Here is a 13,425-nt window from a genome sequence, read left to right as displayed (position 1 = left end):
GTCATGGGGATTGCCACCATATCGCTCACCTTGGTGCGGGAGATGACGGAACTTGTTAAACCCTCCAAGGCGCTTTACCTGAAGCACCCGTTCGGCCTCACCCTGGGGGGCGTCGGCGATTCGGCAACCCATGAGGCGGTGCTTAAAGAGTGTCTTCGCTATGCTGCGCAGACACTTCCCGCCGGATCCATTGTGGAGCTGCCCTATGTCTGGAAGGACGACCTGCGGGAGCGGCAACTGCGCAAGGAAGCCCACTGAGCGGGGCCGGCAGGAGAAAAAGATGCAACAAGGGCTGCAGCCTAGTAGGCTGCAGCCCTTTGTTTATGTTGGCGCGGAGATACGCTCGGCAGCCGACACTATGTCTCCATGCCGAGTCTGGTCATCTTCTTGTACAGCGCGGTGCGGTGGATGCCGAGCATCCTGGCCGTGAGGGCACGGTTACCCTGGGCGGTTTCAAGAGCGGCTTCGATGATGGTCCGCTCGGCGCTCGCCAGCTGTTCCTCGAGGGTGCCTGAGGCCCCGATCATCTTTCCTTCTTCGGTGAATGGGGCAGGCAGGTGGTGGAGCTCGATGGTATGTCCCTGGGTTTTCCAGGTCATCTGCCTCATCAATCCCCGCAACTCCCTCACGTTCCCTGGCCAGTCGTAGCGCATCAAGGCGGCTTTCGCCTCTTCGGAGACGGTCAGCATGGGGAGCTTTTCCTTGTGGGTGATCTCCTCAAGAAAGTGCTTGCTCAGGAGGGGGATGTCATCCCGGCGCGACCGCAACGGGGGGAGCTCGATGGGAAACTCGTTGATGCGGTAGAAGAGGTCGCTGCGGAATTTCCCCGAATTTACCGAGTTTTCCAGGTTGCGGTTTGTTGCGGCCAAGAGACGGAAGTCTACTGAGATGGGGGAGGTGCTGCCAAGCCGGTCGATCTTGCGTTCTTCCAGAACGCGGAGAAGTTTCGCCTGGCTCTCCAGCGGCAGCTCGCCGATCTCGTCGAGAAAGAGCGTTCCCCCGCAGGCTAACTCGAATTTCCCAGGCTTCCCCTTCCGTTTCGCCCCGCTGAAGGCACCCTCATCATAACCGAACAGTTCGGATTCGATCAGATCGTGAGGGAGGGCGCTGCAGTTGATTGCCACGAAGGGCCCTCTCCTGCGGGACGATCCCTCGTGCAGGGCCTGCGCGAAAAGCTCCTTGCCCGTACCGCTCTCCCCGAGGATCAGTACCGTTGCCGAGGAGTCGGCGACCCGGCGTGCCTGGTCGATCAATCCCCGCATGGCCTTGTTGTTGGTGAGAATCTTGTCGAAGTTGTAGCGATTGCCCCGCATCTCGTCGAGCAGGGTCTCGTACCGTTCGACCTTCAGTTCCATGGTGCGGATACGGTTGGCCAGCTTGTCGATCTGGTCGGTACTTTTGAACAGTATGCGCCCGACCGCCCCGATTACCCTCTGCCCTTTCCTGATGGGAAGGTTGACGGTCACCTTGGTCTGCCCCTGAAGATCGACCACCTGGGTGGTGTCGGAGACGCCGGAAAGGGCAATCTCGGCAAGCCGGCTCTCTGGAGCGAACGAGGAAAGGGGCAGACCCACCCCGCCTCCCTCCTCTAACCCAAGCCACTTTTCGTTCACCGGGCTCAGGAAGGTGACCTTGCCCTCGCGGTCCACGGAGGTCAAACCCTCGTACGGGTTATTAAGAAGCATCTGGACCATCCCCTCGTTGATCGCAGAGTCGCCGTAGGGCCCAAGTATCTGGTCTGCGGCCCTGATCCTGCGGAAGAGCAGCATCTCCACCCGTCCCTTCCCCTCCGCCTGCACGAACCAATCGTTATCCAGAAAGACCGATTCCCCCGCATGGAGCAGGTGCAGCTCGGCGGAAAGAGCCTCCCCCGCCTTTGCCTTCATGCCGGCTGGCCAGATGTAATCCTTGCTGGCGGCGGTTATGCGGCCGGCTTCATCGCAAAAGATTACACCGCAGCGGCAATACTCCGCCTTCCTCGTCTTTGCTGCAGTGGCAAGTGTATCCATAGATCTACATGTCTCCTTCCGGGTACGCCGCTGGGATCTAGCGGTTTGATCAGGCTATCGAGTTGTCTGCTCGCTTCGGATGTTTCCGCTCGGCTACACATTCAAATAGCATCAAATTGTTATATTTTCAATTTAAACTGTAAAACTAAGCAACTTCAGACAATTAGCTTCCCATATCCCGCGAAGACTGTCTTGGCATGTTTGGTGAAATAGAAAAACGTTATAAAGTTGTCAGACGCCAATTTACCAGGAGAGAGCCGATGTTTACCGACAGTGAAGAAATCCGTATCGCCACCGAGACCATCCGCCAGGCTGCGAGGGAGCGCATTGCCCCCGTGGCCGCAAACATTGACGCCACGGGTGAAGTCACCCCGGAAGTGCTTTCGCTTTTGTGGGAGCTCGGGTTGATGACCCTGGTCTTCCCGCCGGAGTACGGCGGCGCCGAGCAGGACCAGGGAACGCTCCTTTGCCTGGCTGTCGAGGAGATTGCCAAGCACTGCGCGGCCTCGGCCCTCATGCTGATCATCCAGGCCGTAGGGAGCTTTCCGCTGCTGCACGGCGGAAGCCCGGAGCTTCTCAAGCGGGTGCTCCCGCGCATGCTGGAGAACCGCGAACTGGCCGCTTACCTGGTCTCCGAGCCCGGGGCCGGCTCAGACGTCGCCTCCATCCGCACCACTGCGGTGAGGGAGGGGGACGAGTATGTGATCAACGGCACCAAGGTTTTCTCCACCAATGGCCCGGTCGCCTCCGTCTACACGGTGCTGGCGAGAACCTCCGAGAACGGCAGAAACGGCCTGAGCTTCTTCCTGGTCGAGCGCGGAACCGCGGGGCTGTCGGTCGGCAAGGTCGAGAAGAAGCTTGGCCAGCGCGGCTCGAAAACCTCCGAGATGTACCTCGACAACGTGCGGATTCCGGCCGGCAACCTGCTCGGCGAAGAGAACAAGGGCTTTCATCTGGCAATGAAGGATTTCGACATGTCCCGTCCGGCCATCGGCGCGCAGGCCTTAGGCATCGCCCAGGGAGCCTTCGACCAGATGGTGAGGCACTCCCGCGAGCGCAAGACCTTCGGCCAGCAGCTTTGCGAGCACCAGATGATCCAGCAGATCATCGCCGACAGCGCCACCAAGATAGAGGCCTCCCGCGGGCTTATCTACCGGGCCTCGGCGCTTTACGACAAGGGGCTCAGGAACACCAAGCTCGCTTCCATGGGGAAGCTGTTCGCTTCGGACGCAGCCATGCAGATCACCACGGACGCCATCCAGGTCTTCGGAGGTTACGGCTATATGCAGGACTACCCGGTGGAGCGCATGTTCCGCGACGCGAAGCTGACCCAGATCTTCGAGGGGGCCAACCAGATCCAGCGCCTGGTGATCGCCAGGGAAATCCTCAAGGATGCGGTCTAGGCCGCTGGCAACGACGACTGACGAGGTAAGGAGATAAAGCGATGACACAACTGACTGAAGAACAGAAACTGACCCTGGACATGGTGCGTGACGTGGTGCAGCGGGAGATCGCGCCGCGGGCCTTGGAACTTGACGAAAACTCCCTTTTCCCGGAACACGCACGGGACCTCTTCGCCCAGCTCGAGCTTCTGAATCCGCTGCTCCCCGCCGAGTACGGCGGTTCGGAACTGGGGGTCACCACCCTGGCGCTGGTGCTTGAGGAGATCTCCAAGGCCTGCGCCTCCACGGCGCTTCTTTTGATCGCACAGACCGACGGGATGCTGCCGATCATCCATGGCGGCAGCCCGGAGCTGAAGCAGCGCTTTTTGCCGCGTTTCGCAGGGACCTCCAAGCTTTTGACCGCTATCGCCGCGACCGAGCCCAACGCTGGGTCCGACCTTCTGGCCATGAAGACCAGGGCGGAAAAGAAAGGGGACCGTTACGTCATCAACGGCCAGAAGTGCTTCATCACCAACGGCTCGGTAGCCGACGTCATGGTGGTCTACGCCTACACCGCTCCGGACAAAGGTTCCAAGGGGATCAGCGCCTTCGTAGTGGAGAAGGGGACACCGGGGCTTGTCTACGGGCGTAACGAGCACAAGATGGGGATGCGCGGGTCGATCAACTCCGAGCTCTTCTTCGAGAACATGGAGATCCCGGCGGAGAACCTGCTCGGTCCGGAGGGGACGGGGTTCGCGAACCTCATGCAGACCCTTTCCACCAATCGTGTCTTCTGCGCGGCGCAGGCGGTCGGCATCGCCCAGGGTGCGCTCGACATAGCGATGGCGCACTGCCGCGACCGGGTGCAGTTCGGCAAGCCGATCGCCCATCTCGCCCCGGTGCAGTTCATGATCGCCGACATGGCGACCAAGGTGGAGGCGGCGAGGCTTCTGACCCGGCAGGCCGCGCGGGCCCTGGATGCCAACGACAAGAGCGCCGTCCTCTACGGCTCCATGGCCAAGACCTTCGCCTCGGACAGCGCGATGAGCGTTACCACCGACGCGGTGCAGGTGCTGGGGGGATCCGGCTACATGAAGGAGAACGGGGTGGAGAGGATGATGCGCGACGCCAAGCTCACCCAGATCTACACCGGAACCAACCAGATAACCCGAATGGTCGCCGGCCGGGCGCTGCTCCTCCAATAACGCCATCTCCCGCGAAAGGGGTGAGCCGCCAGTCGGCGGGTGGGGTAACCGGTATTGCGGCTTTCCGCTAGGAGAAAGACATGAACAAAGAAGTATTCATAATCGAGTCCCTGCGCACCCCCTTCGGCTCTTTCGGCGGGCGTCTGTCGGATGTCGAGGCCCCGCACCTGGCCGCGACCGTGCTGAGGAAAATCCTGCAGCGGACCGCACTTCCAGGAGGGCAGGTAGAGGAGGTCATCCTGGGGCAGGTCCTCTCGGGCGCAACGGGACAGGCCCCCGCCAGGCAGGCGCTTCGTTGTGCAGGCCTTCCCGATAGCGTAGGGGCGCTCACCATCAACAAGGTCTGCGGCAGCGGCTTGAAATCGCTGATGCTCGGCATGGGGTCGATCCTTTTGGGGGACGCGGACGTGGTGGTCGCGGGGGGGATGGAGAACATGTCCCTCGCCCCCTACGTCCTTCCCAAGGCGCGCCACGGTTACCGGATGGGCAACGGCAGCATCATCGACCTCATGGTGCACGACGGCCTGCGCGACCCCTACAGCGGCAAGCACATGGGGGTGATCGCGGAAGCGAGCGCGGCCAAGTTCGACCTTACCCGGAAGGAGCAGGACGCCTACGCGGTGAGCTCCTACGAACGGGCGCAAAAAGCGGTGCGCGAGGGGCTCTTCAGGGAAGAGATCGTCCCGGTGCTGAAGCCCGGAAAGGGAGGGGAGGTTACCGTCGACGAGGACGAGGAGCCGTTCAGGGTGGACCTCGCCGGACTGACGAAGCTTCCGGGCGCCTTCACCAAGGGGGGGACCATCACCGCCGGGAACGCCTCAACCGTCAGCGACGGCGCGGCCCTGACCCTTTTGGCCAGCCGCACCGCGGTGGAGCTTTTCGGCCTGAAACCGAGGGCTCGCCTGGTCGCCTGCGCCACGAGCAGTCTGCGCCCTGACGATTTCGCCGAGGCCCCGGTCCTGGCAATCGAAAAGGTCGCGGACAAGGCCGGTCTGAAAGTCGACGAGATCGACCTCTTCGAGATCAATGAGGCGTTTGCCGCGGTCCCGCTCATCGTCATGAAAAGTCTGGGATTGGATCCGGAAAAGGTGAACGTCAACGGCGGCGCGGTGGCGATCGGGCATCCGCTGGGTGCCAGCGGCGGCCGCCTCACCGCCACGGTGGTGAGGGAGCTTGCCAGGCGTCGTGCCCGCTACGGTGTTGCCACCCTCTGCATCGGAGGGGGCGAGGCGGTGGCGGCGCTCTTCGAGCGTGTCTAGCGAGGAAGCGATGATCAGGCGTGACCATACAACGTGAATATAAGGAGCGACAGATATGAACAGTGTGAAGAAGGCCAAGCAGAACTACGAGGCGGAGTACCGCCAGAAGCTTTGCACCCCTGAAGAGGCGGCAGCGGTCGTTAAGTCGGGGGATCATCTTTGTTTTCCCATCAGCTGCGGCGAGCCGACCCTCTTCGTGAGGGCGCTCGCGAAGAGGAAGCATGAACTGGAAGGGGTCGTGGTCAACCAGCAGCATCACCTTTGCCCGGACTATTTCACCGAGGACTCCGCGCCCCACATCAAAGTGAACGCCTGGTTCACCAGCCATGTTTCGCGGCAGGCCGTTCAGGAAGGGTGGGCGGACTTCGTCCCCAACTACTTCCACGAGGTGCCGAAACTGCTGAGGGAGTACTGGCCCATCGACGTCGCCGGCACCGTGGTCTCGCCGATGGATGAGCATGGCTACTTCACCTGCAGCCTCTCGGTAGCCTACACGATGGAGGCGGTGAAAAAGGCGAAGAAGGTCGTGCTGCAGGTCAACCCGCAGGCGCCGAGGACCCACGGCAACTGCCACATCCACATCTCGGAGGTCTCCCACATCATCGAGTGCCACGAGCCGCTCCAGGAGCTGTCGATCCCACCCATCTCCCCGGTCGAGGAGGCTATCGGCGGCTACCTTTCCGAACTCATCGAAGACGGCTCCTGCCTGCAGCTCGGGTGGGGAGGTATCCCCAACTCCATCTGCAAGGCGCTCCTCAACAAGAAGGACCTCGGCATCCACACCGAACTCCTCTCGGACGGGATGGTCGACCTGATGCTGTCGGGGGCGGTCAACAACTCGAAAAAGAAAACCCACCGCGGCAAGACCATAGCCACCTTCGCGCTCGGGACCAGGCGCCTCTACGAGTTCATGCACGAGAACCCGCAGATCGAGATGCATCCGGTGGACTACGTCAACTACCCGCACAACATCGGCAAAAACGACAAGGTGGTTTCCATCAACGCGACCCTCCAGGTCGACCTCCTGGGGCAGTGCTGCTCGGAATCGTTCGGTCACCTCCAGTACAGCGGGACCGGCGGTCAGGCGGATTTCGTGCGCGGCTCGAACATCTCTAACGGCGGCAAGGGGTTCATCACCCTCCCTTCCACCGCGAAGGACGGGACCGTATCGAGGATCGTCCCGACCCTCACCTCGGGGGCATCGATCACCACCGGCAAAAACGACGTCGACTACGTCGCCACCGAGTACGGGGTCGCAAAGCTGAGGGGACAGACTGCCCGGCAGAGGGCGCTCAACCTGATCAACATCGCCCATCCGGATTTCCGCGAGGAACTCATGGCCGCGGCGAGGAAGATGAACCGCATTTAACCGGCAGTTTGAGGAGAATCATGAGAGAGAAAATGGTGCGAAGAGTTTTGGCCGTCGGCATGATCACCGCTTTATCCGCAACCTCGGCATGGGCGCAGGAGCTGTCGCAGGGAGGGGATGCGCCTTACAACTGCGACTTCAACCCTTCATGTGAAGTCGCCCCCGGCATCTATGGGAAGATCTCTGCCCCGGTGACCAGCAAGTTCAAGATGTCTCTGGGGGGGTACGTAAAGCTCGACTACATCTACAACTCGGTGAACCTCGGGACCGCTAACGGGGTGGGGACCGTGGCCACCTTGCAGCCAAACGGCATCCCCAAGAGCAGTTCGCCTGCGGGTAAGCAGGACCAGTCTCTCTTCAGCGCCCGGCAGAGCCGGCTCTGGTTCAAGGCCGAAGGGCCCGCGTTTCGGGGGGCGAAGACCGGTGCCCTCATCGAGACCGACTTCTTCGGTTCCGGCGGGAGCAGCGCCGAGTCCGCCAACATGAGGATACGGCTCGCCTACGGCACCCTCGACTGGGCCAACACCCAGTTCCTTTTCGGCCAGTCCTGGGACGTCTTCGGCCCCGCATCGGCTTCTACCATCGACTTCGGCCAGGGGCAAACCACCGGCAACCCGACCACCCCGCGCGTCCCGCAATTGAGGGTGACCCAGAAGGTTAAACTTGACGACCGGAACACCCTGAAGCTCATCGCAGCCCTCCAGCATCCGACCCAGGATTCGAACACGGCCAACGGCACGGCGGGTGAGACCTGGGGGGCGAAGCCCAACGTCGCCGGACAGGCGATGTGGGTCAGCAAGGCGCTCGGGGTGGCCCCGGGGTTCTGGGGCATCCCGATGAATTCGCTCCAGGCGGGATTCTTCGGGCTCTACGGCAACCAGGAGGTGTCAGGCAACACCCACACCGTCGATTCCTGGGGGTACGGTTTCTACACCTTCGTTCCGGTTCTCAGTTCCTCCGACGGCAAGAGCAGGGCTATGACCGCTTCCTTCGAGGGGCAAGTGTACCAGGCGGCGAACATGGCCTTCAACTACGCCACGCTCGCTCCGCTCGTGGGCCCCGCCGGCGACAAGACGGGCGCCAAGGGGTACGGCATATTCGGCCAGGCGATCTTCTACCCGACCCAGAACTTGGGCCTCACCACGGGGTACGGCATGAGGGGCGCCAAGGACCAGGAGGCATTTGTCGAGAGTGGCATCAAAGACTTCCAGAGGTCGAGCTCGCAGATCTTCGCCAACGCTGCCTACGACCTGAACGCCGCGATAAGGGTAGCTGCCGAGTACCAGTACGTGAGCACCCGCTACGGTAACGTCACCGCCGGCACCTCGGACCTCGGCAAGGCCAACGTCTTCCGGTTTTCCATGATGTACTTCTTCTAGTCAGCCGGCGCTCGAGAAGCACCTGACAAGGTGGAGGTGGTTCAGAAGGGGCTTGTGTCGAGGAGTGAGTTACAGTGAAGTTGGCAGGTAAAGAGATGTAAAAATTGGCTGCGGTCTGAACTCGAGCCGGGTGCAGGGGTGCTTGTTAGGTTTTGAAACATAAGCTTGAAGCCTCGGGCTATGAGGTAGCAGCAGGTCTGAAAGGAAAAATGGGAACCTGTGCACGATTGACAAGCGCTTGCGATTTACGTACGATTTGAATATGTACAAGGTATAGGAGGTCGAGATGCCTAGAGTCGCCGTTGAAGAGAATAATAGGATGTCACTGAGAATACATCCGGATGACAAAGCGTTATTGATGCGTGCCGTTGCCTACGAGCATACCGGCCTTACAGATTTTGTGCTGCGCAACGCCATACAGGCGGCAAAGGCCGTGATTGCCCAGGCTGAACAGGTTTCGCTATCGGAGCGCGACAGCCTGCGCGTGCTGGAGGCTCTGGAAAATCCGCCCGCTCCCAATGCGAAGCTGCTGGCGGCGGCTAATGACTTGCCTGTCCTGTAATCATGACCGTCCCCCTTTGGCATGAAGAGCCTATTTCCAAACGCCATAATCGAGATGCCTTTGATTGTGGTGATACTGCATTGAACGATTTTTTGCGCCGTCACGCGCGTCAAATGCATGAGCAAGGGGGATCGAAGACTTTTCTTGCGGTAAGAGATGATGATGCATCCCTCGTTCTGGGTTTCTATTCCCTTAGTCCCGCCTCTGTAGAATTTTCGCGTACTCCTGCAGTCATCAAGCGAGGTTTAGCACGGCATGACGTGCCCGTTTTCCGTCTTGGCCGGCTGGCTATAGACAAGTCTATGCAGGGCAAGGGGCTGGGCGGGCAACTTCTTCTATCGGCGGGCCGGCGTTGCCTTCGTGCTTCTCAAGACGTGGGGGGCGTGGCATTGTTGATTGATGCCAAGAATGAAGCCGTAGCAAATTGGTATGCCAGCTATGGTGCGTTGCCACTGCTGGACACACCGTTTTCTTTGCTTCTGCCGCTGTCAACTATCCGATCAGTTTTAAAAACCGCGGGGAAATTGTAAAGCTTCCCGTTGTCGTCCTTCTTCACCGACCGCTGCAAGGTAGCAAGGTAGCAAGGTAGCAAGGTAGCAAGTGCCAGGTCTTGAAATATAAGGAAATGAAGTGTCAGTAGGTCTGAAGGCTAAAACGGCGAAGGGGCCGGTCATGGTGACCGGCCCCTTCTGATATGACGAGAGTAGGGATCCAGAAACAGGGGCTCCGCCTAAGCGGTCATGAAGACAAGGGAGTCGCTGCGCCGACGGAGTCTGCTTCATGACATCGGCTACTGCGAGGTGTTCGGATCGCCGGCGCCGTCCACCATCAGGAAGTTCATCTTCGGCACGTCCACCGTTTCCACCTGCTTGGTGGAGGGGGCGAAAAGGTGCTTGAGCCGCTTCTTGTAATCGATCTGTTCCATGGGGCTCTCCTTTGGAAGAGGGTATCTATGCCAGCGGCAGCCAGATCTCGGTGCGCAGGTTGGCTGGTTTGGTGCGGCGGGGATCACGGTTGAGGTATCTCTCGAACGCCGGGCACTCGCGCAGTCGCGCGCCGCTTGCGGGAAGCCAGCCGGCAAAGATTCCCCGCAACGTTTGTCCCATCTCCTCGTATGGTCCTTTATGCAGGAAGACAGCGTACCTTCCTCCGGGGATGGTCAGCGTCCCCACATCCCCTTCCGGCCGCAGGTTTCCGGAAGAGGTGATGCAGGTCGTAACGGATCCGGCTCTCCGGGGTGATTTCGGGATCGTCGTGGGAGATGCCGATCAGCTCCGTCTCTGCGGTAATGATTTTCCTTTGGTAGGCAAACCCCATGAGAGCGCTCCACGCAGCGGCTGCGGCATCAGCATACGGGCCGCTGCGGCGGACGAAGAGGACCTCCTTCTCCGCGATCTGCTTTATCTCAGGTTTCAGCGGGATGGCTTCCGGCAGGATCAGTGATCCAGGAGGGTTCGTTGTTGGAGCGCCTGCGTCCCTGAACTCCGAAGGGGTTTGGCCGAAGTGGCATCGAAAGGCTTTGGAAAATGCTGCGGGCGTATCGAAGCCGGTCGCCATGGCGATCTCCGTGACGCTCTCGGCGGTACGGTCAAGTCGCATCGCCGCCCGTTCCAGGCGCAGCCTCCGCACATGGTCATGAAGGGTTTCGCCAACGTGAGCGGCGAAAATGCGGTGAAAGTGGAAGGGTGAAAAACAGGCCACCTCTGCCAGCCGAGCCAAGGAGAGCGACCGGTCCAGATTCTCCCAGATAAATACCTGCACCCGGTTCAGCCTCTCCAGGTAATCGTTTGCGGTAAGTTGTTTCAAAGCGACTCCTCCTGGGCCAATAGATAGCAACCCCCGGCTCTTTCCGCTATTCTATTCTTGCTGTTTTCGGTTTCGGGTGACTTGTTTATCACTGTGCGAATGTGGTACAAGGCGTGGCGTCTCACACATCACAAAGTACGAACGTGTGCTCGCGGTCTTCGTTATTGAGGATGGTAGTGTCATCGATGGGGCATTGCCGACACCAAAACGAAAGTCGGCGGTAGCCCCTGGATAGAGATACGCCGTGTGAGCGAGGAGAAAACAGATGAACAAAAAAGCAGTGGTTTTAGATAATCCTGAATTTGTTGCCGTTGGTGCTGCCATGAAGCGTGCCGCAAAGGCTGCCCATTCCCTTGCCCGAAAGAACAGGACCCCTTGTTATATCTGGAAAGACGGGGTAATCGTCGATCTGCTGAAGTCAACCAAGATGAAGAAAACGTCCGAGGGCCCCAAATAGTTGAAACAATGGTGATCCAAATAGCAGGCGATGGCGAAAACGGTTTTGTAGGCTGAGGGGGACGCTGGTCAGTTCGTTGCTTACTCCGACCAAGTGAGGGCGCGATCGCTACATATCTGCACATAAAACGCCAAAAAGGCCAGTCGCAATGACTGGCCTTTTTGTAAGGTGGCGGAGAGATAGGGATTCGAACGCGACTTAACTCCTCTGGTATTTTTCTAATTTTACTGTAATTTCAGAAACTTAAACCCACACGCCTACCAGCCAAAGTCCAGTAAAGTCTAGTAAAAACCACCTGAATCAAACAGGTGATGTGAAAGCTCAGTGAAAGTCTAAGCCGGGTTCTCTGCCACATGATTGTCTTCGAAGACACCGCCCGGGTTTTTCGAACAGCCATCCGAGCCTCATATATCTCCTTGTAATCATGGGCTCAGACAGATGTTTTAGGCTGCTAAAAGGTTGTCGGTAGCATTTAGCTGTCCCCTTCGTCTTCGTTTTCGTTTTCCCGGCTTTCTTCCGCTCTGCTCGCGGGGCTGCTTGGTCCTCTGGCGGTAAGATCTGCCCTGTCTAACTTGAACTCGTCGTAGATCCCTAGCTTCTTCATGATGAAGGGCAAAATCTGATGGATCGCTCGCATGCCCTGGAGGAGTTCATTCATGTAAATATCTGGATGTATTTGCGAGGATCTAAAACCGAAGCTCTCGGCTTCTGCTTCGCATCCGAGGTGGTCATGATCATCGTAGACCAACTCAAGAAGCTCGGCTTTGAGCGGTATACCGGCCTTGAAGGCAGCCTCTTTGACTTTGTTCAGCCACTCTTCGTATTCTTTTGTGACTTTGTATTTGAAGCTGTCGAAGTTAGACGTCAATCCTTTGCCATCTTCGATCTTAGAAGCAGCTAACCTTATAAGGTTTGGCTCGATTTCTTCGCCTATTCCTTCTTCAAGGAGCGCGTCTTCAAACAAGGTGGAAGAAAGGTATGCAACGTAGAATCCATAGACATCGTTGAGCGACGTGTAGATCTCGTAGATGAGGGACGAGTACGGGTTCTCCTTGAATAGGATTTCGCAGATGTCTTCGATATCATCTCCGTCATAGTCAATGTCTTTTGGGAACTTTCTCGGTAGTTCAACGCCCATTTCTCTGAGAACGGAGAATGTCTGCTCACACAAAAATCCTTCCTCATCTAGAAGGGGGTCAGTGCGGTATCCAGTTTCAGCATTATCCATTGCTGAATCGGCTATGTAACGTATCAAATTCTCCCACTTATCCACGTCTTCAAGAGAGTCTGATCGCAATACCAATTCAGGATCTCTGTCACCAATATTAGTGATGTCACGGAGCTTTTTCTCCATGTCGTATGACATATACTCTCCCTTCTTCCACTTACTGATTTGGGCAGGTGAAACGCCGAGGCGAAGGGCGAGTTCCTTCTGCTTGCAGGACAGAGTTCGGAGCGCGAGTTCCACCAGAGCTTCACTATCGTTCATTTTGTAGCCTCCTGTCGTGGTGATGATTTATATTATAGCAGCATTAAGTAAATTTACAAGTCAATTAAGTAAATTTGACAGAAGGGGAAGTAGGGGGCTTTTACTCATTTATTAAGGGGAAACGGGATTCGAACCCGCGAGAGTGCAAGTTCCACTCCCCCATTGACGCCTCAGGAAGTTCCTTCCGATAAGGTCAGGATCGAACTGACGACCGCTTGACTGCCAATTACGCAGGCGGTAGGCACCATTGCTAACTGAAAAAGGGTAAGCCAACATTTGTGGCCGTGTGGGAAGTGCTGGATAGGGATATCAACTGGTAGAGGTGCAATATTGCGTATTCCGATGATTGCGACCGGGTGAACTGATGTGATTGTGACCGCCGTTCCGCTGTGATTGCGACCAGCGTTCCGGGGATTGCGACCGGGTAGTCGCGAGGTGAGGTCGTCACTGTCTCATAGGTCCCGTGTCAGGTCAACGTCGATCTCTTCCGCCGCATCGAGTCCTTCCC

At 58.3% G+C, this 13,425-nt stretch carries 12 protein-coding genes and 1 pseudogene; 9 read left to right on the top strand and 4 right to left on the bottom strand.

The window, feature by feature from the left end:
* Positions 1-3: 3 nt before the first annotated feature.
* Complete coding sequence (locus K419_RS21955) at positions 4-258, top strand: hypothetical protein (RefSeq protein ID WP_051292981.1); 255 nt, start codon at positions 4-6, stop codon at positions 256-258.
* Positions 259-356: 98 nt separating this feature from the next.
* On the opposite strand, the gene K419_RS0110665 is transcribed toward K419_RS21955, so the two are convergent.
* The gene (locus K419_RS0110665) at positions 357-2,009 is read right to left on the bottom strand and encodes a sigma-54 interaction domain-containing protein (RefSeq protein WP_026841575.1); all 1,653 of its coding nucleotides are present in this window, start codon (positions 2,007-2,009) and stop codon (positions 357-359) included.
* A 260-nt stretch (positions 2,010-2,269) separates the two neighbouring features.
* On the opposite strand from K419_RS0110665, the gene K419_RS0110660 reads away from it, so the two are divergent.
* The 7 genes from K419_RS0110660 (at position 2,270) to K419_RS23115 (ending at position 9,695) form a co-directional block, all read left to right on the top strand.
* Positions 2,270-3,412 (top strand): cyclohexane-1-carbonyl-CoA dehydrogenase, encoded by a 1,143-nt coding sequence (locus K419_RS0110660; protein ID WP_026841574.1) that lies wholly within the window; start codon positions 2,270-2,272, stop codon positions 3,410-3,412.
* A gap of 41 nt (positions 3,413-3,453) precedes the next feature.
* Positions 3,454-4,596, top strand: coding sequence for a cyclohex-1-ene-1-carbonyl-CoA dehydrogenase (locus tag K419_RS0110655; protein ID WP_012532004.1), 1,143 nt, complete (start codon positions 3,454-3,456; stop codon positions 4,594-4,596).
* Positions 4,597-4,676: 80 nt separating this feature from the next.
* Positions 4,677-5,855, top strand: a complete 1,179-nt coding sequence (locus tag K419_RS0110650) for a thiolase family protein (protein ID WP_026841573.1) — start codon at positions 4,677-4,679, stop codon at positions 5,853-5,855.
* A 55-nt stretch (positions 5,856-5,910) separates the two neighbouring features.
* Positions 5,911-7,224: an acetyl-CoA hydrolase/transferase family protein gene (locus tag K419_RS0110645; protein WP_026841572.1), complete on the top strand. Its 1,314-nt coding sequence runs from the start codon at positions 5,911-5,913 to the stop codon at positions 7,222-7,224.
* 20 nt (positions 7,225-7,244) lie between these two features.
* Positions 7,245-8,603: a hypothetical protein gene (locus K419_RS0110640; protein WP_084154196.1), complete on the top strand. Its 1,359-nt coding sequence runs from the start codon at positions 7,245-7,247 to the stop codon at positions 8,601-8,603.
* A 286-nt stretch (positions 8,604-8,889) separates the two neighbouring features.
* Complete coding sequence (locus K419_RS0110635; protein WP_026841570.1) at positions 8,890-9,165, top strand: type II toxin-antitoxin system TacA family antitoxin; 276 nt, start codon at positions 8,890-8,892, stop codon at positions 9,163-9,165.
* 80 nt (positions 9,166-9,245) lie between these two features.
* Positions 9,246-9,695 (top strand): GNAT family N-acetyltransferase, encoded by a 450-nt coding sequence (locus K419_RS23115; protein ID WP_226377678.1) that lies wholly within the window; start codon positions 9,246-9,248, stop codon positions 9,693-9,695.
* A gap of 260 nt (positions 9,696-9,955) precedes the next feature.
* Here the strand turns inward: K419_RS23115 and K419_RS24275 are convergent, their stop codons facing one another.
* Entirely contained in the window at positions 9,956-10,090 is a 135-nt protein-coding gene (locus K419_RS24275; protein ID WP_264175611.1) for a hypothetical protein, read from the bottom strand.
* A 25-nt stretch (positions 10,091-10,115) separates the two neighbouring features.
* Positions 10,116-10,866 (bottom strand): annotated as a pseudogene (locus K419_RS21950) (AraC family transcriptional regulator).
* Between the two features lie 370 nt (positions 10,867-11,236).
* Between K419_RS21950 and K419_RS0110620 the strand changes: the two are divergent.
* A complete protein-coding gene (locus K419_RS0110620; RefSeq protein ID WP_026841569.1) occupies positions 11,237-11,428 on the top strand; it encodes a hypothetical protein in 192 nt (63 codons plus the stop codon).
* A 472-nt stretch (positions 11,429-11,900) separates the two neighbouring features.
* On the opposite strand, the gene K419_RS21945 is transcribed toward K419_RS0110620, so the two are convergent.
* A complete protein-coding gene (locus K419_RS21945) occupies positions 11,901-12,917 on the bottom strand; it encodes a helix-turn-helix domain-containing protein (RefSeq protein ID WP_198013108.1) in 1,017 nt (338 codons plus the stop codon).
* Between the last annotated feature and the right edge of the window lie 508 nt (positions 12,918-13,425).

The sequence above is a fragment of the Citrifermentans bremense R1 genome (genome assembly GCF_000426865.1).
In the GTDB taxonomy this organism is placed as follows: Bacteria; Desulfobacterota; Desulfuromonadia; order Geobacterales; family Geobacteraceae; genus Geomonas; species Geomonas bremensis.
This window is presented reverse-complemented; position numbering and strand designations above follow the sequence as displayed.